This is a genomic window from Vibrio sp. J383 (assembly GCF_023503985.1).
Taxonomy (GTDB): Bacteria; Pseudomonadota; Gammaproteobacteria; order Enterobacterales; family Vibrionaceae; genus Vibrio; species Vibrio splendidus.
In genome coordinates this window covers 751,159-772,857 of record NZ_CP097293.1, presented here as the reverse complement: position 1 = coordinate 772,857, position 21,699 = coordinate 751,159, and the positions used below count along the sequence as shown (strand labels likewise).

General features: G+C 45.8%; 20 protein-coding genes and 1 other RNA gene. 4 read left to right on the top strand and 17 right to left on the bottom strand.

Translation table 11 applies throughout. The annotated features are described in order from the left end of the window. Positions 1-150: 150 nt before the first annotated feature. The 12 genes from murC to rsmI all read right to left on the bottom strand — a co-directional run bounded on the left by murC (position 151) and on the right by rsmI (position 14,022). Entirely contained in the window at positions 151-1,611 is a 1,461-nt protein-coding gene (gene murC, locus M4S28_RS03535) for a UDP-N-acetylmuramate--L-alanine ligase (RefSeq protein ID WP_017084769.1), read from the bottom strand. A 13-nt stretch (positions 1,612-1,624) separates the two neighbouring features. Then, entirely contained in the window at positions 1,625-2,686 is a 1,062-nt protein-coding gene (gene murG, locus M4S28_RS03530; RefSeq protein WP_061024519.1) for an undecaprenyldiphospho-muramoylpentapeptide beta-N-acetylglucosaminyltransferase, read from the bottom strand. A gap of 12 nt (positions 2,687-2,698) precedes the next feature. Beyond that, on the bottom strand, positions 2,699-3,895 hold the full coding sequence (gene ftsW, locus M4S28_RS03525; RefSeq protein ID WP_004735989.1) for a cell division protein FtsW: 1,197 nt from the start codon (positions 3,893-3,895) through the stop codon (positions 2,699-2,701). A gap of 22 nt (positions 3,896-3,917) precedes the next feature. Further along, entirely contained in the window at positions 3,918-5,234 is a 1,317-nt protein-coding gene (gene murD / locus M4S28_RS03520; protein WP_249632321.1) for a UDP-N-acetylmuramoyl-L-alanine--D-glutamate ligase, read from the bottom strand. 57 nt (positions 5,235-5,291) lie between these two features. Continuing rightward, positions 5,292-6,374 carry a phospho-N-acetylmuramoyl-pentapeptide-transferase gene (gene mraY / locus M4S28_RS03515; protein ID WP_004735991.1) on the bottom strand — a complete coding sequence of 361 codons (1,083 nt, stop codon included), beginning with the start codon at positions 6,372-6,374 and terminating at the stop codon, positions 5,292-5,294. Beyond that, on the bottom strand, positions 6,371-7,744 hold the full coding sequence (locus M4S28_RS03510) for a UDP-N-acetylmuramoyl-tripeptide--D-alanyl-D-alanine ligase (protein ID WP_104214844.1): 1,374 nt from the start codon (positions 7,742-7,744) through the stop codon (positions 6,371-6,373). The genes mraY and M4S28_RS03510 overlap by 4 nt, the downstream gene beginning before the upstream one ends. After that, positions 7,744-9,228 (bottom strand): UDP-N-acetylmuramoyl-L-alanyl-D-glutamate--2,6-diaminopimelate ligase, encoded by a 1,485-nt coding sequence (gene murE / locus M4S28_RS03505; RefSeq protein ID WP_249632320.1) that lies wholly within the window; start codon positions 9,226-9,228, stop codon positions 7,744-7,746. Before murE ends, M4S28_RS03510 begins: the two co-directional genes overlap by 1 nt. A gap of 18 nt (positions 9,229-9,246) precedes the next feature. Continuing rightward, positions 9,247-11,004 (bottom strand): peptidoglycan glycosyltransferase FtsI, encoded by a 1,758-nt coding sequence (locus tag M4S28_RS03500; RefSeq protein ID WP_017077679.1) that lies wholly within the window; start codon positions 11,002-11,004, stop codon positions 9,247-9,249. Beyond that, positions 11,001-11,318 (bottom strand): cell division protein FtsL, encoded by a 318-nt coding sequence (ftsL, locus tag M4S28_RS03495; RefSeq protein ID WP_004735995.1) that lies wholly within the window; start codon positions 11,316-11,318, stop codon positions 11,001-11,003. The genes M4S28_RS03500 and ftsL overlap by 4 nt, the downstream gene beginning before the upstream one ends. Before the next feature lie 3 nt (positions 11,319-11,321). Next, positions 11,322-12,272 (bottom strand): 16S rRNA (cytosine(1402)-N(4))-methyltransferase RsmH, encoded by a 951-nt coding sequence (gene rsmH, locus M4S28_RS03490; RefSeq protein ID WP_004735996.1) that lies wholly within the window; start codon positions 12,270-12,272, stop codon positions 11,322-11,324. A gap of 228 nt (positions 12,273-12,500) precedes the next feature. After that, positions 12,501-12,940: RNase P RNA component class A (gene rnpB / locus M4S28_RS03485), an RNA gene on the bottom strand. Positions 12,941-13,155: 215 nt separating this feature from the next. Beyond that, a complete protein-coding gene (rsmI, locus tag M4S28_RS03480; RefSeq protein ID WP_004735998.1) occupies positions 13,156-14,022 on the bottom strand; it encodes a 16S rRNA (cytidine(1402)-2'-O)-methyltransferase in 867 nt (288 codons plus the stop codon). Between the two features lie 61 nt (positions 14,023-14,083). Here rsmI and M4S28_RS03475 point away from each other — a divergent pair, with 61 nt between their 5' ends. From M4S28_RS03475 to M4S28_RS03460, 4 genes are read left to right on the top strand one after another with little or no spacing between them, the layout of a single operon-like run. Next, on the top strand, positions 14,084-15,901 hold the full coding sequence (locus M4S28_RS03475; RefSeq protein WP_249632319.1) for a penicillin-binding protein activator: 1,818 nt from the start codon (positions 14,084-14,086) through the stop codon (positions 15,899-15,901). Then, a complete protein-coding gene (locus tag M4S28_RS03470; RefSeq protein ID WP_017084761.1) occupies positions 15,888-16,286 on the top strand; it encodes a YraN family protein in 399 nt (132 codons plus the stop codon). The genes M4S28_RS03475 and M4S28_RS03470 overlap by 14 nt, the downstream gene beginning before the upstream one ends. Positions 16,287-16,288: 2 nt before the next feature. Continuing rightward, complete coding sequence (locus M4S28_RS03465; RefSeq protein WP_004729817.1) at positions 16,289-16,879, top strand: phosphoheptose isomerase; 591 nt, start codon at positions 16,289-16,291, stop codon at positions 16,877-16,879. Positions 16,880-16,895: 16 nt separating this feature from the next. Then, positions 16,896-17,501 (top strand): BON domain-containing protein, encoded by a 606-nt coding sequence (locus M4S28_RS03460; protein ID WP_004729818.1) that lies wholly within the window; start codon positions 16,896-16,898, stop codon positions 17,499-17,501. Between the two features lie 91 nt (positions 17,502-17,592). Here M4S28_RS03460 and sspB read toward each other — a convergent pair whose 3' ends face one another. The 5 genes from sspB to petA all read right to left on the bottom strand — a co-directional run bounded on the left by sspB (position 17,593) and on the right by petA (position 21,416). Further along, positions 17,593-18,072 (bottom strand): ClpXP protease specificity-enhancing factor, encoded by a 480-nt coding sequence (sspB, locus tag M4S28_RS03455; RefSeq protein ID WP_004729819.1) that lies wholly within the window; start codon positions 18,070-18,072, stop codon positions 17,593-17,595. A 21-nt stretch (positions 18,073-18,093) separates the two neighbouring features. Continuing rightward, positions 18,094-18,729 carry a stringent starvation protein SspA gene (gene sspA, locus M4S28_RS03450; RefSeq protein WP_010434700.1) on the bottom strand — a complete coding sequence of 212 codons (636 nt, stop codon included), beginning with the start codon at positions 18,727-18,729 and terminating at the stop codon, positions 18,094-18,096. A 97-nt stretch (positions 18,730-18,826) separates the two neighbouring features. Continuing rightward, complete coding sequence (locus M4S28_RS03445) at positions 18,827-19,564, bottom strand: cytochrome c1 (RefSeq protein ID WP_249632318.1); 738 nt, start codon at positions 19,562-19,564, stop codon at positions 18,827-18,829. After that, a complete protein-coding gene (locus M4S28_RS03440) occupies positions 19,561-20,826 on the bottom strand; it encodes a cytochrome b (RefSeq protein ID WP_004729830.1) in 1,266 nt (421 codons plus the stop codon). Before M4S28_RS03440 ends, M4S28_RS03445 begins: the two co-directional genes overlap by 4 nt. Next, the gene (petA, locus tag M4S28_RS03435; protein ID WP_017072804.1) at positions 20,826-21,416 is read right to left on the bottom strand and encodes a ubiquinol-cytochrome c reductase iron-sulfur subunit; all 591 of its coding nucleotides are present in this window, start codon (positions 21,414-21,416) and stop codon (positions 20,826-20,828) included. Before petA ends, M4S28_RS03440 begins: the two co-directional genes overlap by 1 nt. Positions 21,417-21,699 lie beyond the last annotated feature (283 nt).

Genomic DNA, 21,699 nt, shown 5'->3' with positions numbered 1-21,699 from the left:
TCTTCGTAATAGAGGTAAAAGCACTTACTTTAACCTATGAATTATACTGAGCAAAATCAAACTATCAAACGTTGATAATAAGATTTTTGGTCAATTTTAGGTCAATCGCAAGAAGTGAGCGTTCAACCACAGTCTGTATACAGTATTCTGTTACGCGTTTTGCATCTTATTAATGTCTAATTGTAGCGATTCAAGTTGCTTCGCTACACGACCAACATCACCAGCACCCTGTGTTAAAACAAGGTCTCCGCCTTGAATAACGTTGGCTAAAACCGACGGCAGCGTGTTGATATCAGCAACAAAGATTGGATCAATCTTACCACGCCCACGAATAGTTCGACTTAACGAGCGTCCGTCAGCCCCTGCAATAGGTTTCTCACCTGCAGAATAAACATCTAACAGAATAAGCACATCAACCTGCTCAAGAACGTTCGCGAAGTCATCATACAGATCGCGAGTGCGGCTATAACGGTGCGGTTGGAAGATCATCACAAGACGTTTATCAGTCCAACCACTTCGTGCAGCTTGAATGGTGACATCAACTTCGGTTGGGTGATGGCCGTAATCATCGACCAGCATTGCAACACCCTTACCCGTTTCATATTCACCAAGGTGATCGAAACGACGGCCAGTGCCTTCCGTTCCAGCCATCGCTTTTAGAATCGCTTCATCGCTGATGTCATCTTCCGTCGCAACCGCAATCGCCGCTGATGCGTTCAGTGCGTTATGGCGACCGGGAATGTTCAACGTAATATCGAGATTGGCTTTACCTTTGCGAACAACCGTAAACTTGCCTTGCTGACCTTGTTGTACATAGTTTTCAATGCGGATATCAGCGTCTTCTGAGAAGCCATAGGTAATCACTTGACGGCTAACCTGAGGAATAAGCTCACGTACTACCGGATCATCAACACACATCACAGCCTGACCGTAGAATGGCAGATTGTGTAAGAAATCAATAAACGTCTGCTTTAGCGTTTCAAAATCGCCGCCGTAGGTATCCATATGATCCGCTTCAATGTTAGTCACAATACTAACCATTGGTTGCAGGTGTAAGAATGACGCGTCACTTTCATCGGCTTCAGCGATAAGAATACGACTCGAACCTAAGCGAGCATTGGTACCAACACTTTTTACCAAACCACCGTTTACGAAAGTTGGATCTAAACCCGCTTCCGAATATATTTGTGTCACTAGCGCGGTCGTAGTGGTTTTACCGTGCGTACCTGCCACAGCAATGCCATGACGAAAACGCATCAGCTCAGCCAGCATTTCTGCACGACGAACGATAGGTGTACGCGCTTCACGAGCAGCAATAATCTCTGGGTTTTCTTCGTTGATAGCGGTTGAAACCACCACCACACTTGCATCAGCAACGTTACTTGCTTGGTGGCCGATGTAAACGGTAGCACCCTTGCTAACTAAACGATCGGTCACTGGGTTTTGAGCAATATCAGAACCCGTGATCTGGTAGCCTTCATTAAGCAAGACTTCAGCAATCCCGCTCATTCCTGCGCCACCAATACCGATGAAGTGGATAGATTTAACACGGCGCATCTCTGGCACCATTGCACGGATTTGCGCTAAGTCTTGGGTATGTTCAATCGTCATCAATTCAATCTCATTATTTTGCTAAAGCTTTAATCGCTTCAGCGACGGTCACATCAGCATCAAGCTTGGCTGCTTGACGAGCTTTTGTTGCCATCATTTTTAATTCATTTCTATCAAGCTGAGCAATCGTGTTCGCTAGCTTATCAGCCGTTAGTTGAGGCTGTTCAATCATTAACGCTGCGCCACATTCAACTAGGTGATCGGCATTCAACGCTTGCTGTCTGTCTTTATGCATAAACGGAACGAAGATAGAACCCACACCGGCTGCAGACACTTCTGATACGGTTAATGCACCTGAGCGACACACTAATAGATCTGCCCACTCATAAGCTTGCGCCACATCATCAATAAATTCAGTCACTTGAACATTATCTACAGAATGTGATTTGTATTGTTCAATCACTTGCTGTTGATTGTTTTTACCGGCTTGGTGCATCACAGTAAAACCAGCGCCTAACTGAGCCAATGTTACAGGCAGAGTATCGTTAAGAATTTTAGCACCTTGGCTGCCGCCCATAACTAGGATACGAATATCACCGTCACGCTCTGCCATGCGTTGCTCGGGTTCAGCTAAGCCAACAACATCTTCACGCACAGGGTTACCAACAACGTCAGCCGTTGGAAAAGCACCAGGGAAAGCTTGGAATACTTTTTTAGCAATTTTAGATAGCCATTGGTTGGTTAAACCTGCCACTGCATTTTGTTCATGCAAAACTACAGGAATACCGGATAACCATGCCGCGATGCCACCGGGACCACTCACGTAACCACCCATTCCAAGCACCACATCTGGTTGCCATGCTTTGATGTGCTGTCTTGCTTGAAGTATGGCATTAATAATCTGGAATGGCGCTTTAATTAGCTTGCTAATGCCTTGACCACGCAGGCCTTTCACCTTAATGAAGTCGATCTCAATACCATGCTTTGGTACCAGATCCGCCTCCATTCTGTCCGCAGTTCCTAACCAGCGAATTTCCCAACCTTGTTGCTGAAGCTTTTTCGCCACCGCTAATCCTGGGAAAACGTGACCGCCAGTTCCACCAGCCATCACTAAAAGTTTTTTGTTTTGTTTCATAACGTTAGATTCTTATTCTACTAATTCGTTTTGATTGTCGGCTTGTTCTTTTTGTTGTATTCGGCATTCGTGATCGATACGCAGCAGCATAGAAACCGCAACTGACATCACGATAAGGCTTGAACCACCATAACTGATAAGCGGCAGGGTTAGACCTTTGGTCGGAACAATACCCGATGCAGCACCTACGTTAACAAGCGTCTGAAAAGCAAACCAAATACCAATACCAAAGGCAAGATAACCACTGAATAACTGGTCGTTCTCGAAGGCTTTTTTGCCAATTAAAATCGCTTTAAGCACCAAACTAAAAATAAGGATCAGCACTAAGGTCACGCCAACAAAGCCTAACTCTTCAGCCAATACCGCAAAAACAAAATCGGTATGTGCTTCTGGTAAATATTCTAACTTCTGAACCGAGTTTCCAAGGCCTTGCCCCATCCAATCACCACGACCAAATGCCATTAGCGATTGAGTTAACTGGTAGCCACTGCCAAACGGGTCATTCCACGGTTCCCAAAATGAGGTAACACGTCGAACACGATAAGGTTCTATAACAATCAAGCCAACGACCGCAGCAATACCCGCCACCATCAAGGCAATAAACTGTGAAAGCTTGGCTCCTGCGATAAATAGCATTCCGAACAAGGTCACCAGCATTACAACTACTGTACCTAAATCGGGCTGGCCAAGTAGTAACACAGCAAAAGCACCGAATACCATGATCGGTTTACCAAAGCCACCGAAGAAGGTTTTTCTCACTTCGTCTTGTTTACGAACTAAATAACCCGCCATAAAGATAAACAGCGACAACTTAGCGACTTCAGCGGGTTGTAAGTTAAATAATCCAAGAGGGATCCAGCGCGATGCACCGTTAACCGACTTACCGACAGCCAATACCACGACCAGCAAAAAGAAGGATAAACCCAATAAGTACATACTGTATTGAAACCAACGTTTCATTGGAATTTGCAATATGACGCTGGATACGATTAACGCCAACACAAGGAAAATGGCATGGCGGAACATAAAGTGAAACGGCTGATCAGTTAAACGAGCACTGATTGGGAACGAAGCAGACGTTACCATCACCAATCCGGTCAGCATCAGTCCAAGAGCAATCCATACCAACTGACGATCGTAGAGCGCCTCTGGTGTGGCACGGTTTAGCCATTGCCAAATGGATTGATTAATCTCTTTCACTCTTTGCACTGAATGTTAGTCCTTCAACACGTTAGGCATACTCATGGGCAAGGTCAGTGAACGCATCACCTCTCGCCATGAAGTTATTAAATTGATCGAAGCTCGCACACGCTGGAGACAACATCACCATATCACCGGCAACTAACTGCTTCGAGACACTCTCGATAATGTCACACATGGTATCAAACGTCTTAGCCGATGGATGCAATGGCATAAATTGCGCGGCATCTTCACCGAAGCAACACAGTTGAACACGCTCTAGCTGTGACAACACAGGTTCAAGCTCACTAAAATCAGCGCCCTTACCTACACCACCCACCAGAAGATACAAGGTGCCTTGATATTCTAAGCCCGACAGAGCCGCTAATGTACTGGCTACGTTGGTTGCTTTCGAGTCGTTAACCCACTTAATAGAACGCTTATCAGCCACCACTTGGCAACGATGCGTTAAACCGTTGTAGGCCTTCAGAGCTTCAAGGCTTTTGCTGTAATCAATACCGACTTGTTTAAGCAGTGCTAGCGAGACTAGCGCATTTGCCACATTGTGACGTCCAACCAATGTTAAATCTTGAGTAGGAAGTACTGGCTTGCAGTTATCCACCAGCCATTCAGTACCATCAATCGTCGCCACACCAAACTCTTGGTCGTCGAGTCCGAATGTCACTAATGGCATACGGTGATCAGGATAAGTCTCTTTGTCTTCGCGGTTTACAATCGCGTACTGAGCGTTGTTAAAAATTCTTAATTTGGCGTCACGGTAATCAGCCATGCCTTGATAGCGATCCATATGATCTTCTGACAAGTTCAAAAAGGCCGCAGCTGCAAGGTTGAGACTGGATGTTGTCTCTAGCTGAAAGCTTGAAAGCTCAAGGACATATAAATCAGCATCAAGCTCAAGAAGGTCTAAGGCAGGAATACCGATGTTGCCACCAACACCAACGTTAAGACCAGCAGCCTTTGCAAGTACACCCGTTAGATCGGTCACTGTGCTCTTGCCATTGGAACCTGTGATAGCCACAACAGGTTTGTCTACCGCCCAGCCAAACAGTTCAATATCGCCAACAACCGGAGTTCCCGCTTGAATAACATCTTGTATTTCAGGCGTCGCTAAGGCGATACCTGGGTTAGCAATCACCAAATCAGCTTCCGCTAACCATTGGCTATTCCAACTTCCAGAATGCAGTTCTACCGATTCAGGTAAAGATTCCTTTCCTGGTGGTAGCTCTCGAGTATCAATCACCTTCACATGAGTATGAGGCTGATATTTTACGAGATGTTTAACGACAGAGAGCCCGGTAATACCGAGCCCCACAACCACTACATTTTGAATATTTTGCCAACGTTCCATTTAAACAAGATGCTCTTAATAGTTTTAAAGAGCCTCTAATCAGAGGCTCACATAAGATTAACGAACTTTCAGTGTCGCTAGGCCAACCAGTACTAATACCATTGAGATGATCCAAAAGCGCACGATTACGCGCGGCTCTGGCCAACCTTTTAGTTCATAGTGGTGGTGAATCGGAGCCATGCGGAAAATACGCTGACCACGCAATTTGTAAGAGCCCACCTGCAGAATAACTGACAAGGTCTCCATTACAAACACACCGCCCATGATAACCAGTACCAACTCTTGGCGAACTAACACCGCGATCACACCCAGTGCACCACCAAGCGCTAGTGAGCCAACATCGCCCATGAATACTTGCGCTGGGTAAGTGTTGAACCATAGGAAGCCAAGTCCGGCACCGACGATAGCAGTACATACAACCACAAGCTCAGAAGTGTATGGGATGTATGGAATATGTAGATATGCTGCAAAGTTAACGTTACCTGTCGCCCAAGCAATCACAGCAAAACCAGCAGCAACCATCACCGTTGGCATAATGGCCAAGCCGTCTAGGCCGTCTGTTAGGTTCACCGCGTTACTGGTACCCACAATAACAAAATAAGTCAGTACGATGTACAATAAACCTAATTGTGGCATCACATCTTTAAAGAAAGGAACCACCAATTGAGTTGCTGCAGTATCGTGCCCGTGAGCATACAGAGCAAATGCCACAACCAGTGCAATAGCCGATTGCCAGAAGTACTTCCAGCGAGCAATCAAGCCATCGGTGTTCTTACGAACCACTTTACGGTAGTCATCAACAAAACCGACCGCGCCATAACCAGCAAGTACAACTAATACAGCCCAAACGTAAGGGTTAGAAAGATCAGCCCACATTAATACTGTAATAATAATGGCGGCTAGGATCATCACGCCGCCCATGGTTGGTGTACCACGTTTGCTAAAGTGAGATTCAGGGCCGTCATTACGAACAACTTGGCCAATTTGTAGCATTTGCAGACGCTCAATTAAACGAGGTCCCATCCACAGCGACAGACATAAAGCCGTCAAAATACTCGCGATTGCACGAAACGATAGGTATTCGAACAAACGGAAAAAAGAAAGGTGTGGCTGTAGTAGCTCTGCAAGCCAAATTATCATGAAAAGTTCTCCTTTAAAGCAGCGGCTATTTTACTCATTCCTGCACTATTCGCGCCTTTTACCAACAAGGTATGTGACGCATTTTCTGGCAAGCGTAAGTGCTGCTCTATGTGCGCGATCATCGCTTGATGCGTTGCAAAGTGGGTACCGTTACAGACCTCACTAATCACTTTGGTATCATCACCGTAAGTGAGTACATGCTCAAAAGCGAATGGGGCAGCATATTCACCGACTTGACGGTGAAGTGCAAGACTTTCGTCGCCTAATTCAGCCATATTGCCTAAAATCAACCAACGTTGACCTTTGAAGCTCGACAGCAGTTTGGCTGCCGCCTTCATCGCGGGTACGCTGGCGTTGTAACTGTCATCTATCAGCTTGATATTCTGACTTAATTGTTGAACCTCAACTCGTCCTTTAACCGAGATAAGATTCGCTAAACCACTTTTTATTTCATCAAGCGTTGCGCCAAATTGAATGCTCAACGCTGCAGCCGCCAACGCGTTCGCCACGTTATGCTGACCAATAATACCAAGTTCAACAGCCGTAGCACCTTGTGGTGTTTGCATATCAAAGCAAGCTTCGCCTTGGTCGTTGATTTCGATATTTTCAGCAAAATAATCGGCTTCACGACTACCTTCAGAAAATGTCAGCACCGCTTTATCCGCAAGTACTTCATTCCAAAAATCACCACCGTTGCTCTCTAAATTAACAATAGCAGTATCACCAGCAGCAAGCCCCTGAAAAATTTCACCTTTCGCTTGTTTCACACCATCAATCGAACCAAAGCCTTCTAAATGAGCCGCGGCTACATTATTAACTAAGGCAACTTGTGGCTTCACTAGCTGAGTGGTGTAGGCAATTTCACCAATATGGTTAGCGCCTAATTCGATCACAGCATAGTCATCATTGGGTTCACTGCGTAACAAGGTCAAAGGCACACCAATATCATTATTGAAGTTACCCGCCGTAAACAGCACCTTGCCACGCTGTTGTAGAATACTTGCCACCATCTCTTTGACGGTCGTTTTGCCACAACTTCCTGTAATCGCCATCGTTGGCACGTCACATTGTTTGTGAATCCAAGCACTTAGTTCACCTAAAGCAAGTTTAGTGTCTTCGACAACAACTTGAGTAATATTTAGGTCAAGTTTTCGTTCGACTAACAACGCGCTCGCGTTTGCTTCAACGGCTTGATGGCAAAAGTCATGCGCGTCGAAACGCTCTCCAACGATAGCGACAAACAAGGCGCCTTCTTCAACGGTACGAGTATCCGTTGAAACTGCATTGATTACGTTATTGTTCGAGTTGCCCGCTTTGATCAGCTCACCACTGACCACGGAGCAGATTTGCTCAAGTGATACATCAATCATTATGAAATACCTAAAAGTTGAAGCGCAGACTCTCGGTCTGAGTAATGTACCGTTTTATCTTTCAATACTTGGTAATCCTCATGGCCTTTACCAGCCAGAAGAATAATGTCATCGCTGCTTGCCTGCTCAAGCGCAAACTTAACGGCTTGATAGCGATCGTGTTCGACAAACGCAGCTTCAGGTTTACTTAAGCCAGCCAGCATGTCTTTGACAATCAGTGCCGGTTCTTCGCTACGAGGGTTATCATCTGAAATAATGATTTTATCGGAGAACTGCTCTGCGGTCGCAGCCATCATTGGGCGCTTACCAGTGTCGCGATCTCCACCACAACCAAAGATTGCCCACAGTTTTCCTGAGCAATGCACGCGCAGTGCTGCCAATGCTTTCTCTAGCGCATCGGGTGTATGAGCGTAATCGACAACCACCTTGGCTTTGCTCGGAACTTGGAAAAGCTCCATTCGGCCAATCACAGGTTGAAGCTGAGGCGCAGTGTCGATCAAGATTTGCTTTTCGATACCCAAAGAAAGCAAAGTAGCAAAAGCAACCAGTACGTTTGATGCGTTGAACTGACCAATCAGTGGAACAGAAAGCTTCCCTTGTCCCCAACTACCATCGAAAGAGAGCTTGATACCGGTTTCTGCATAAGCGACATCAGATGCCCACACCGACTGTTGATAGCCCGTTAGCGGTAACAGTGAGACTGCAATGGCATTGGATAAGTCCGGCATCCAAGCTTTACCCACTTCGTCATCCACATTGATCACTGCGTGCTTGCATTTGTGTTGAGTAAACAAGCTCTTCTTAGCCAGAGCGTACTCTTCCATCGTGCCATGGTAATCAAGATGATCACGACTCAAGTTAGTAAATACACCAACCTCAAAGTCCAAAGCCTTTACTCGACCTTGCACCAAACCATGAGAAGATATTTCCATTGCGGTATAAACCGCTTTTTCTGCAGCTAACTCACTCAGTGTGCGCTGTATTTCGATGGCACTGCCTGTGGTGTTCGCTGCGGTTTTTAGATTGTCTAAGAAACCATTACCTGTCGTGCCCATTACCGCTGAGCGTTGACCGACGAGATCAAGCCATTGAGCAATCAGCTGGGTGATGGTGGTTTTGCCATTGGTGCCGGTAACACCAATCAACTTAGTCGCTTGAGACGAGTAAACACGACCAGCTAACTCAGATAGCACCAAGTTAAGGTTGTTAATGTAAATAACAGGGACAGTATCCAACCATTCAATCAGACCATGAGACTTTTCAGCATCGGCCTGTGCAATAACAGCATGAGTTCCCAGTGCGACCGCTTTGTCGATAAAACGACGGCCATCAACAGAATGTCCGACTACGGCAACAAAAATATCACCTTCCTTGATGGCTCGGCTATCTAGCTCCAATTGCTCAACAGCAATCGACTCCAGTTCAGGTGAACCGAAGTCTCCCCAAGGAGAAAGTAAAGATGACAGCGTGAGGCTATTACTCATATTGAATCCTGATTAACTCTATTCTTGAAACTTATTTTCATCAGCAGGGACGTTCATTATTTGCAGTGCGCCCTTCATGATTTCAGAAAAGACGGGGGCTGCGACTGAACCACCATAGTAAAGGTCGCCTTGAGGCTCATTGACCACAACAACCAATGCCACTCTTGGATCACTAACTGGAGCAAAGCCTGCGGTAACCGCGATGTATTCATCACTGTAGCCGCCAGCTTCAGCCTTACGAGAGGTACCCGTTTTGGCTGCAACGCGGTAACCCGGAACGGCAGCTCTTGTCGCCGTACCGCCTTTTTGAGTCACCCCTTCTAGCATATTCAAAACCAGTTCAGCGTTCTCGCGCTTGATGATTTGCTTAGAAAAATCTTGGTCGTTACTCTTAATAATATGAATCGGCTCATACAAACCTTTGTTAGCTAACGTCGCATAGGCATGTGCCAACTGCATCGGCGTAACAGACAAGCCATAACCGAACGCTAAGGTGGCAATTTCAAACTTTGACCAACGACGGCGATTCGGGAAAATACCGCTCGTTTCACCAACCAAATTCAGCCCAGACATCTCGCCTAGACCAACCGAACTGTACATCCCAAGCAAGGCTTCAAGTGGCATGTTAAGCGCCAATTTAGCAACACCGATGTTACTCGACTTCTTGAGGATCAGCGCTAAGTCAGCCTTACCGACTTTAGAAGAATCTCGTACACGACTACCACCGATCTGCATAATGCCATTGCCAGTATCAATCACGATATCTGGGTCTGCAGTGCCGTTCTCTAGCGCCGCCAAAACCACAAAAGGTTTTACGGTCGAGCCAGGTTCCATTGCATCAGTCAGAACGCGGTTACGCATCTTAAAGCTTTGTAAGTCAGCGCGGTTGTTCGGATTATAAGAAGGGGCATTAACCATGGCTAACACGGCACCCGTTTTCACATCGAGTAGTACAGCAGAGCCTGAAGTCGCCTTGTGATCGGCTACGGCTTGCTTAATAGCGCGATAAGCAATGGCTTGTAATCGTTGATCGATCGTTAATTCGAGTGGTTTGCCTTCTTCACGCTCTTCTAAAGCAATGTTTTCAACAACGCGTCCATAGCGATCTTTACGAATCGTCCGCTTACCTGCTTCACCCGTGAGCCATTTGTCATAGCTGCGTTCAACGCCTTCTAAACCGTGCCCGTCAATTCCGGTAACACCGATAAGGTGTGCACTGACTTCGCCTGCGGGGTAGTAACGTCGAGATTCCGCTTTCAGGCCAACACCCACCAGCTTTAGTTCACGAATATACTTAGCCATCGCTGGGCTAACTTGTCTTTGTAGGTAAACAAATCGGCGGGATTTGTTGCTAGAGATCTTGTCGATCATCGATTGTCGTTCTAAGCCAAGTACATCAGCTAACGCATACCAACGATCAATCTGGGCCATGCCATTTTTATCGAAAATCGTTTTCGGGTCGGCCCATACCGCCTCAACTGGAACACTCACAGCAAGCGGTTCGCCATTGCGGTCTGAGATAATGCCGCGGGCGGAAGGAATAGCCTTAACACGTACAGAGCGAAGATCGCCCTGACGGATTAAGTTATCTGGTTCAATAATTTGGATGTAAGCCACACGACCAACGAGTGCAGCAAAGGCAAGAAACACGAAAGCAATAACGACGTTGAAACGCCATTTAATAAGAATTGGATCCGAATCCTTTTCGCTCTTCACTCGCTCTTTCGTTGATTTCTTAACGGGTTTGGCGGGTGCTTTTTCCTTTTTACCGGTCATTTCAGTGTGATCACAACTTCTTTGTCAGAGTCTGGACGTTTCATGTCTAGCTCTCGTTTTGCCGATGCTTGAACGCGGCTATGTTCAGCCAAAGCCGTCTCTTCAAGCATTAAATTTCGCCACTCATCATCAAGCTGTTCTCGTTCCACTAATGCCATGTCTTTCTTCGTGATCGCCTGACGTGAATTATGTGTCGTAAGAACGACCCCCATCGCACTCGCAAAGATACAGATAAGAAGTACCAATGGAACCTTGCCCACGGAGATCAAATCAAAAAATATTATCTTGGCTAAGTTAGGCTTGGAGGTCTTCATTGACTATAGCTTTTCTGCGATTCGTAGTACTGAGCTACGTGAACGAGTATTCTCATCCACTTCATCTTTAGAAGGCTTGATCGCTTTACCAATTGGTTTTAGATCGGCACTGCCTAAAGCTTTAATTTGATCTTCTGTTAGCGGTAAACCGTGAGGAACTTGTGGCCCTTGGCTCTCTTTACGGATAAAGCGCTTCACCATGCGGTCTTCAAGCGAGTGGAAGCTGATAACAGAAATACGACCTTGAGGAGCAAGAATGCTTGCTGCGCCTTTCAGTGCGGTATCAATCTCTTCAAGTTCGCTGTTGATGTAGATACGGAATGCTTGGAAAGCACGTGTCGCTGGGTGCTTTTTCTCTTTGAAGCTCTTTGGAGCGACGTCAGAGATAAGCTTAGCCAGTTGACCAGTCCGCGTTAGCGGTTCGTTCTCTTCATTCTCTTGATAAGCGATGATGCCTTTCGCGATACGACGAGCGTGTTTGTCTTCACCGAACTCACGAATAACCCATGTAATGTCATCAAGATCCGCTTCAACTAACCACTGAGAGACAGGAACACCTGTTGTTGGGTCCATGCGCATATCCAGCGGACCATCTTTCATAAAGCTAAAACCACGTTCAGCATCATCCAACTGTGGTGAAGAAACACCTAAATCCAGCAATACGCCATCCACTTGACCGACTAAGTCATAACGCTCTGCATATTCAGCCATACCCGAAAATGGACCATGGATAATCGTAAAACGAGGATCATCAATCTTCTGAGCTTCAGCAATCGCTTGTGGATCGCGGTCGATACTAAAGAGTCGTCCATTCTCGCCCAGTTTAGACAGGATTGTACGGCTGTGACCACCACGGCCAAAAGTACCATCAATGTAGGTACCGTCAGGTTTGATCGCAAGTCCGTCAATAGATTCGTTAAGCAATACTGAAATATGTTTGAATGCTTCTGTCATAGTCTTCTCAGTGAGTGGATTGAGCCATTAGTTCGGCAATAATTTGTTCTATTAACGTTTTAGTGTACTGATTTCACGCCGTATCTCCACCATATTGTGTATAGGCTTTGGGAATTTTTGACCCAAGCTCATATCAGGGTGAAGGATTCTAAGGAAATCTAAATCATTTACGTCAATATAAAGCAAAAAACCCATCACTACCGTTAAGTAATGATGGGTTCTTTATATAGGTGGAGTTGACACATACGCCGGGTTCTGTTCCGCTTGCGCGGCGGTAACCATTCGTCTAGGCCTGCAATCGCTCACAGGCTCAAGCAATCTACCCGCCCCCATACGCGAGCAGCGCAATGCGAGGGCCTATTTGATCTTGCTCCGGGTGGAGTTTACCTTGCTACGAACTGTTGCCAGTCGCACGGTGCGCTCTTACCGCACCCTTTCAGCCTTACCTGTGCCTCTTCCGAAGAAATGAGGCCATCGGCGGTCTTCTCTCTGCTGCACTTGTCGTGGGCTCGCGCCCCCCAGACGTTATCTGGCACCCTGCTCTATGGAGCCCGGACGTTCCTCCCCTCTACCAGTCTCCCGAAGGACTTCAACGTCAGTTTCCCGAAGGACCTCAACGTCAGTCTCCCGAAGGACATCAGCAAAGCAGCGATTACCCGTTCAACTCCGAGGGCGGATTGTATAGAGATTAGTGAGCAGTGTCTAGCGAGATCACAAATATGCTGCAAACCTCTAATCGAATGCATGATTTTTACACAATCTAGACAAAAAAAGAGGAATAACGGTAATACCATCATTCCTCAGAAGCTTTTTCAATAAAGGTTATCTACTCTATAAATAGGTATCTACTCTATAAATAGGTATCTAGTCTATAAAGAGGTCTCTAGTTGTCTAGATGCTCTAAGCCCCATTTGTATAAAGCGTTCTTTTTCAGATTGTAGATTTCTGCTGTCATCGCCGCCGCTTTTTTAAGGGGTAGCTCTTTGGTTAGAATGCCGAGTGTGCGAGTTGCTTCGTCTGGCAGATCGGTGCTCGCTTCTTCACGGTGACCATGGATCAGCAACACCATCTCACCACGTTTGCGGTTCGAGTCTTCTTCTATCCATTCAATCAACTCACCTAATGGTAATCCTTGAATGGTTTCGAATGTCTTGGTTAGCTCACGAGCCAACACGACCTCACGGTCGGGTCCTAAGATCTCTAGCATGTCCTGCAAAGAATCCGTAATACGGTGCGGTGATTCGTAGAAAATACATGTGCGCTCTGCTTTTGCAATCTCTAAGAACTTGTCTTTGCGACCCTTGCTCTTTGGCGGTAAGAAGCCTTCAAAGCTGAAACGATCCGACGGCAGACCTGACGCACTGAGTGCGGTAATTACAGCACAAGCACCAGGAAGTGGCACAACTCTCACACCCGCTTGACGACATTGTGAGACAAGATGGTAACCTGGATCACTGATTAAAGGAGTACCCGCATCAGAGACTAATGCGATAGACTGACCTTCTAATAACCTTTCGACTAGAACTTGTGCTTTAGTTTGTTCATTATGATCATGTAAAGCGAACGTTCTGGTGGATATATTGAAGTGAGCAAGCAGCTTACCCGTGTGGCGTGTGTCTTCGGCTGCAATAACATCGACACTTGATAAAATTTCAATTGCTCTTTGAGTGATATCTCCCAAATTTCCGATTGGGGTTGGCACAATGTAGAGAGTTGGGCTCTCTGTGAGCAAGGTTTTGTTATCTGTCATTTGTTTACCATCACTTCAACGATTAATATAGATACAAATTTATACGGAATTTAAAGAACTCATGGCAACGATGAACCATAAGAGACTCAGTGTACCACGCTTACTAACTCCAATTGCATTAGCAATTACATTGGCGGCTTGTTCTTCAGGTCCTCAAGCACCAACGCGTGTTGATATTACACTAGATCCAGCGCAATCAACTGAAAGTTACATGATGCAGGCGGATAGTAGCAAAGGAAGTCTACAAAACGACTGGTTAATCATGGCACTTAAGGCTTCTGTGCAAGCTGGAAAAACCGATCAAGCGACTCTGCTTATCAAGCGCTTAGCCAAACAAGAGCTGAGTGAAGTTCAACAAGCAGAATGGCAATTAGCTCGCGCTCAACTGCTGGTGAATAACTCGCAACCACAGCAAGCGTACAGCCAGCTGAACTTTCAGCCTTGGTGGAAGCTTCCGAACGAGCAGTGGAAAGATTATCACGAGCTACGCGCTAACATTTCTGAAATGCAAAGCGAGTATTTCGAAGCAAGCCGTGAGTTAGTCCTTTATTCAGAATACGTAGACGCTGATGACGAAAGCCAACAGATAACTGCCGACCGTATTTGGCAGAACCTGAATAGCTACTCTCAATATGAGATTCTAGAACTTAAGACTTCTCCGACAGAAGACGTTCTAGCAGGTTGGTTACAGCTGGCTATTTATATGAAGACGCTGAACTCTAACCTTCCAGACCTACAGAAAACTCTGTCTGATTGGCTGACTGAGAATCCTCGTCATCCTGCAGCAACCTACACACCTCAGGCGATCACTGACATATTGGCGCTAGAGATCAGCAAACCAACCAGCACTGCGCTATTACTGCCGCTCACGGGTAAGTACGGCAAGCAAGCACAGCTTGTGCGTGATGGTTTCATCTTTGCGATGATGAATGACAAAGAGCGCGAAGAAAACGCAACGCTAACAGTTATGGACACTAACGTACAAAGTGCAGCTGAAATTAAAGCGACACTGGAAGAGAATAAGGTAGATTTCATCGTTGGCCCGCTGATTAAGAGCAATATTACCAAGCTTCAGCAAGCGCAGAAAAACCACGAAAATTCGATTCCAGCTTTAGCTCTAAATATTCCGACGCAGCTAGAACCTGATACCAATATTTGCTATCTCGCTCTATCGCCAGAGCAAGAAGTCGCTCAGGCAGCGAAACACCTTTTTGCTCAAGGCTACAAGTACCCGCTTATTCTGGCGCCAAAAGGGCGTTTAGGTGACCGCGTTAAGCAAGCGTTTGAGAAAGAGTGGAAAAAATACAGCAACAACGAAGTCGCGATTACCTTATTCTCTGACAAGCGCCAACTTCAGCGTAATGTGAATCAGGTATTCGGCTTACAAGAGAGCCAACAACGTATTGCTCAAATGGACGGGCTACTTAACCTAGACCTAGAAACTGAACCGCGCAGCCGTCGTGATATCGACTCTGTTTACATTGTGGCGAAGAACTCAGAGCTTACGTTGATTAAGCCTTTCATTGAAGTCGCGATTAACCCAGATGCTGACCAACCAGCCTTGTTCTCAAACTCACGCAGCAACAGCGGTGACAAGCAGTACGAAGATCTAACGGGTGTGTTCTACAGTGACATCCCACTATTGGTTGAGAGCAAGAACGAGCTTAACAAAGAGCTAAACGACCTATGGCCTGCACATTCAAACGGCCAAAAACGTCTGCAAGCACTGGGGATGGATGCCTACTACCTAATGGATGCATTGCCACAGATGAAAGCCGTCCAGGGTTACAGCATTCCAGGTGAAACCGGCGTGTTAACGATCGACAACAACTGTGTTGTTCAACGTGAAATCAGCTGGGCAGAGCATGGGGCTTTTTAGCCGAAAATTCCTATCCAAACCAACAATCACCCACAAACAAGTGGGTGATAAATACGAGACCGTGGCTAAAAATTATTTAGTTGGTCACGGATTATCGTTAATTCAAGAAAACTTCATAGCTAAATGTGGCGAGATTGATCTTATAATGCGCCATAACAATACGGTTGTGTTTGCTGAGGTCAAATACCGCAAGCAAACCCGCTACGGACATGCCGCCGAAATGGTGACAGCAAAAAAGTCACAGAAGCTGCTCAAAACAGCCAATGTTTGGCTTATGCAGCAAGGCTTGTCGGTGCACTCTACAGATTTCAGGTTTGATATCGTTGCCATAGAAGGGCCGAATGACAATATCGACTGGATTCAAAACGCGATTACCCAAGGATAAACATGCTAGACAGCATTAAAGAAAGTTTTACAGAAAGTATTCAGATCCAAATTGCGGCTGCAGAAGCACTGCCAGACGCAATTACGCATGCCGCTCAAGCAATGGTTGCGACCTTGCTTAACGGAAACAAAATTCTTTGTTGTGGTAATGGTGGTTCGGCGTCGAATGCTCAGCAATTTGTATCGTGCCTACTTAATCGCTTTGAAACCGAGCGCCCTAGCCTACCAGCAATGGCTCTCACAGCAGACAACACCACGCTAACGGCAGTAGCCAACGACTATCACTACGAAGAGATTTTCTCTAAGCAGGTACGTGCGTTTGGTCAAACTGGCGATATTTTACTGGCTATTTCTACTAGCGGTAACAGCAAAAACATCATCAAAGCAATGGAAGCAGCGGTAACACGTGACATGACGATCATCGCCTTTACGGGTAAAGATGGTGGTGAAATGGCAGGCTTATTGGGCGAACACGATGTAGAAATTCGTATCCCTTCACACCGTACAGCACGCATTCATGAAGTACACATGGTGACACTGCATTGCTTATGTGACCTAATCGATCAAGTACTCTTCCCTGCTCACGAAGAGTGATATACGGAGCATCACAATGAAATCATTAACCTCTATGAGGCTGTTTAAGCTGATTAGTGTTTCGCTACTTACACTGTCCCTGTCTGGTTGTGCTGGCATTTTCATTGCTGGTGCTGCAACCACAGCGAACTTAGTCACTGACACACGAACCACCAAGCAAATCTGGAACGATAACAATATCGAATTTGAAGTCGCAGCCATCACCAACAAACAGCCATATCGTGGCAACGTTCGTATCACAGCGAGCTCTTACCGAGGTTCGGTTGTATTGATGGGGCAAGCGACCACTGACTCAGAGCGTCGCGCGTTTGAAAACCAAGCCAAAGAAGTGGCAGGCGTAGAAAGCATCCATAATCAGGTGCGAGTAAAAGAGCCATTGACCATCAGTGCTATTAGTAACGACAGCTGGATTACTACCAAGGTGAAATCAGCCCTTCTAGCAAACGCTGATCTCAACGGCATCAAGGTTAAAGTCATCACTGAAGATTCAGAGGTGTTTTTACTTGGGTTAGTATCTCGAGAGCATGCTGATATCGCGACAGAAGTTGCGCGTAATGTTTCAGGCGTAAAGCAGGTGATTCGAGCGTTTGAATATGGCGAAGAAGAGACGGCCGTTAACTAGCCTTAAGCCAGCCAATTAAATGCTATTTAGCAGAAAAGAAAAAGCAGCGACGAGTCGCTGCTTTTTTATTTGAGTCGTTATTTAGCTAACGTTATTTGATAACACGAAGGCTTGGGCGACCTTTTGCTGGACGAGGAGGCTCAGGATCTGAGTCAGGCTCTTCAGCATCTACGTCTGCCGTTGCTACGCTCAAAGATGGGCCTTTCTCTTGTTCTTCAAAAGGACTTTCTTCAATCCCTTCTTCAAAAGATTCCATGTAAGCCTCTTCAGGTTCAAACATGGTACCAGCACCATTCTCACGAGCATAAATCGCTTGTACTGCGTAAAGCGGCACGATCACAGAGTGTGGGCGACCACTAAAGCGAGCACTAAACGTCACAGCTTCGTTACCCAGTTCAAGTTGTCCAACCGCACGAGGCGCGATGTTCAGAATGATCTGACCATCTTGAACAAACTCTTCTGGAACTCTTACACCCGGTAATGTTGCTTCAACAACAAGGTGTGGAGTTAATTCGTTATCAACCAGCCACTCATAAAATGCGCGAAGCATATATGGTCGGCGTGGAGTCATATTTGAAATATCCATAAACGCTTAGCGAACGAGTCGCATCTCACGCTCAGCTTCAGTTAGAGAAGCTAGGAATGAATCACGTTCGAATACGCGGTTCATGTAAATCTTAAGCTCTTTAGAGCCAGGGCCAATTAATTCGATACCAAGCTCAGGTAAACGCCATAGTAGCGGAGCTAGGTAACAATCAATTAGGCTAAATTCTTCGCTCATGAAGTATTCATACTCAGCGAAGATAGGAGCAAGAGTTAGTAGGTCGTTGCGCAGTTTAACGCGAGCAGCTTCAGATTCTTCAGCGTTGCCTTTAACGATCTTCTCTGCAACTGAATACCAGTTACGCTCAATGCGGTACATCATTAGACGACTATTACCACGAGCAACCGGGTATACAGGCATCAACGGTGGATGAGGGAAACGCTCATCTAAGTACTCCATAATGATCTTTGAGTCATATAAAGCAAGCTCACGATCAATAAGAGTAGGTACTGATTTGTACGGGTTCAGTTCAACAAGCTCTGCTGGTAGATTTTTTTCATCAACCAACTCAACTTCAACACTTACGCCTTTTTCAGCAAGAACAATGCGCACCTGATGGCTATACATATCAGAAGCACTTGAGAAAAGAGTCATTACAGAACGTTTATTGGCAGCTACAGCCATGGAGCCCTCCAGTACACTTTAAATAAAAACAATGGAGGCCTAAAGCCTCCATTGAACATTAACATAATTTGGGAATTAGCACGGTATTATAGCACAATTAGTGCACATCACGCCAATACTCTTTCTTCAGCAAAATCACGATGATAGTGAAGATTACTAAGAAGGCCATTACCCACCAACCCATTGCATGACGCTCAAGTTGAACTGGGTCGCCCGAGTAAACCAAAAAGTTAACAAGGTCACGAACTGCTTCGTCGTATTCACCAGCACTTAATTCGCCAGAACCGTCAGTTTCAGTGCCAACAACAGTTGTCACTTCCTCGCCATCTACCATATGAATATCGTAGATTGGTGTTGGAATACCTTGCAGCTCTTCAAGAACGTGCGGCATACCAACACTTGGGAAAACAATGTTGTTCACGCCAAACGGACGAGATGGGTCTTCATAGAAGGTACGAAGGTACGTGTATAGCCAATCTGCGCCACGAACACGAGCAACCAAAGTTAGATCTGGTGGCGGAGCACCAAACCAACTTGCCGCTTGATCAGAGGGCATAGCATTAACCATCAAGCTACCGATTTTCGCTTCAGGGTCGAAAATCAGGTTTTCCTTCATTAGATCTACAGGGATCTCTAAATCATTCGCAACACGTTCATAACGCTGGTACTGCGTTGAGTGACAAGCAAAACAGTAGTTCATGAACATCTTAGCGCCATTTTGCAATGAGGCTTTATCTGTTAAATCATTGTTTGCTTTGTCTAATGGTACGCCTGCACCCGCTGCCATCGCCAGTGACGGCAACATAGCAAATAAAATTACAATCCACTTTTTCATTTGAATGTCACCCTTTCTGGTAATGGTTTCGTCGCTTCATTTTTACTGTAGAACCACAGTAGAACGAAGAACATGAAATAACCTAAGCTAAAGATCTGAGCCAGTAGCGTATACGTTGGCGTTGCTGGAAGCGCACCAAGTACACCAAGCGCAATAAAGCTTATTGTGAATTGGATGATGTTAATCAAATGCAGTTTGCTACGGTAACGGTAAGAGCGCACTTTACAACGGTCGAACCATGGCAGTAGGAATAGCACAACAATAGATGCACCCATTGCAACTACACCTATCAGCTTATCAGGAACAGCACGAAGTACAGCGTAGAACGGCGTGAAGTACCAAACTGGAGCAATATGCTCAGGTGTTTTCAGTGGGTTAGCAGCTTCGAAGTTAGGCGGCTCAAGGAAGTATCCACCCATCTCTGGGTTAAAGAACAGCACGTAACAGAACAAGAATAGGAAACCAGCAACACCGACCATATCTTTCACCGTCCCGTATGGGTGGAAAGGAACAGAGTCAATGATGTCGTATTTCTTAGTGTAATCCTTATGGAATGGGAACTGAGTTTTGTAGTCGTCGCCCATTGTGCCTTTAGGAAGCTTAGTCTCGATACCGTCTGGGTTGTTCGAACCCACTTCGTGCAGTGCTAGTACGTGAAGTACGATAAGCAGCAGAAGTACGATTGGTAGAGCGATAACGTGCAGTGCGAAGAAACGGTTCAGCGTTGCACCAGAGATGATGTAATCACCACGGATCCAAAGCGTTAGGTCATCACCAATAACAGGAATCGCACCAAACAGAGAAATGATTACCTGAGCACCCCAGTAAGACATTTGCCCCCATGGTAGTAAGTAACCCATGAAAGCCTCAGCCATAAGCACTAAGAAGATCAACATACCGAAGAGCCAAAGTAGCTCACGAGGCTTTTGGTAAGAACCGTAGATTAGACCACGGAACATATGCAGGTAGATAACCACGAAGAATGCCGAAGCACCTGTCGAGTGCATATAACGCAGTAACCAGCCGTATTCCACATCACGCATGATGTATTCAACAGATGCAAATGCGCCATCACCAGACGGAACGTAGTTCATTGTTAGCCAAATACCTGTAAGGATTTGGTTAACCAGTACCAACATTGCCAAAGAACCGAAAAGGTACCAAAAGTTAAAGTTCTTAGGCATTGGATATTCAGATAAATGCTTTTTATAAGCATTCATTGCGGGTAGACGTTTTTCTACCCAATCAAGCAATCCTTGCATTATGCGTCTCCCTCGTCCACACCGATCATGATCTTAGTGTCACTCAAATACATATGCTTTGGCACTACAAGGTTCAATGGAGCTGGTACGCCTTGGAATACTCGACCTGCCATATCAAACTTTGAACCATGACAAGGACAGAAGAAACCAGACTTAACGCCCTGAACTTGTTCTGCAAAAGAATCTGGCAGGTAAGTTGGAGAACAACCTAAGTGCGTACAGAAACCAACAGCAATGAAGAACTCCGGCTTAATAGAACGAAACTCGTTCTGTGCGTAGTCTGGTTGTTGTTCAGTTTCAGATTGAGGGTCACGAAGTTGACCACCGATCGCTTTTAGGTTCTCTAGTACCGACTCAGCACGGCGTACAACCCATACAGGTTTACCTTGCCACTCGACACGAACCATTTGTCCCGGTTCTAACTTACTGACTTCCACTTCCACCGGCGCGCCCGCAGCTTTCGCTTTGGCACTCGGGTTCCATGATTTAATAAAAGGCACGGCTACAGCAGCTGCTCCCAAACCACCAACAACGGCTGTTGTTGCGGTTAAGAAACGCCTGCGACCGTTATTTAAAGGCGCGTTGCTCATCCAAACATTCTCCCATTTGCTCCTTATGGATTGAAATAATTCCGATTAAAGAGCATGGCTAACAAAATATGTATTTAGTTCTATTTATTGACGGCAAATGATAAATAAAACCCTACTTTTTGACAAGATAAAGCTACCTTTTTGTAACAATCATGAGGCAAAGCGCACATTGGGTTACAAAAGCTTTCAAAATATAAGAATTTAGGAATAAAACGAGGAGGGGGAAGCGTTTAGCGGGGGCCAGAAAGACAAAAAGCCCGGCATATAGCCGAGCTTTGAACCA

What these genes read in the sequence shown, in the direction of transcription:
- M4S28_RS03460 (WP_004729818.1), top strand. Translation starts at nt 16,896, where the DNA reads ATGAAATCATTAACCTCTATGAGGCTGTTTAAGCTGATTAGTGTTTCG.
- ftsL (WP_004735995.1), bottom strand. Translation starts at nt 11,318, where the DNA reads ATGAAGACCTCCAAGCCTAACTTAGCCAAGATAATATTTTTTGATTTG.
- petA (WP_017072804.1), bottom strand. Translation starts at nt 21,416, where the DNA reads ATGAGCAACGCGCCTTTAAATAACGGTCGCAGGCGTTTCTTAACCGCA.
- rsmI (WP_004735998.1), bottom strand. Translation starts at nt 14,022, where the DNA reads ATGACAGATAACAAAACCTTGCTCACAGAGAGCCCAACTCTCTACATT.
- M4S28_RS03440 (WP_004729830.1), bottom strand. Translation starts at nt 20,826, where the DNA reads ATGCAAGGATTGCTTGATTGGGTAGAAAAACGTCTACCCGCAATGAAT.
- murG (WP_061024519.1), bottom strand. Translation starts at nt 2,686, where the DNA reads ATGAAACAAAACAAAAAACTTTTAGTGATGGCTGGTGGAACTGGCGGT.
- murC (WP_017084769.1), bottom strand. Translation starts at nt 1,611, where the DNA reads ATGACGATTGAACATACCCAAGACTTAGCGCAAATCCGTGCAATGGTG.
- M4S28_RS03465 (WP_004729817.1), top strand. Translation starts at nt 16,289, where the DNA reads ATGCTAGACAGCATTAAAGAAAGTTTTACAGAAAGTATTCAGATCCAA.
- mraY (WP_004735991.1), bottom strand. Translation starts at nt 6,374, where the DNA reads ATGATAATTTGGCTTGCAGAGCTACTACAGCCACACCTTTCTTTTTTC.
- M4S28_RS03445 (WP_249632318.1), bottom strand. Translation starts at nt 19,564, where the DNA reads ATGAAAAAGTGGATTGTAATTTTATTTGCTATGTTGCCGTCACTGGCG.
- murE (WP_249632320.1), bottom strand. Translation starts at nt 9,228, where the DNA reads ATGAGTAATAGCCTCACGCTGTCATCTTTACTTTCTCCTTGGGGAGAC.
- sspA (WP_010434700.1), bottom strand. Translation starts at nt 18,729, where the DNA reads ATGGCTGTAGCTGCCAATAAACGTTCTGTAATGACTCTTTTCTCAAGT.
- sspB (WP_004729819.1), bottom strand. Translation starts at nt 18,072, where the DNA reads ATGACTCCACGCCGACCATATATGCTTCGCGCATTTTATGAGTGGCTG.
- M4S28_RS03470 (WP_017084761.1), top strand. Translation starts at nt 15,888, where the DNA reads ATGGGGCTTTTTAGCCGAAAATTCCTATCCAAACCAACAATCACCCAC.
- M4S28_RS03500 (WP_017077679.1), bottom strand. Translation starts at nt 11,004, where the DNA reads ATGACCGGTAAAAAGGAAAAAGCACCCGCCAAACCCGTTAAGAAATCA.
- murD (WP_249632321.1), bottom strand. Translation starts at nt 5,234, where the DNA reads ATGGAACGTTGGCAAAATATTCAAAATGTAGTGGTTGTGGGGCTCGGT.
- M4S28_RS03475 (WP_249632319.1), top strand. Translation starts at nt 14,084, where the DNA reads ATGGCAACGATGAACCATAAGAGACTCAGTGTACCACGCTTACTAACT.
- M4S28_RS03510 (WP_104214844.1), bottom strand. Translation starts at nt 7,744, where the DNA reads ATGATTGATGTATCACTTGAGCAAATCTGCTCCGTGGTCAGTGGTGAG.
- rsmH (WP_004735996.1), bottom strand. Translation starts at nt 12,272, where the DNA reads ATGACAGAAGCATTCAAACATATTTCAGTATTGCTTAACGAATCTATT.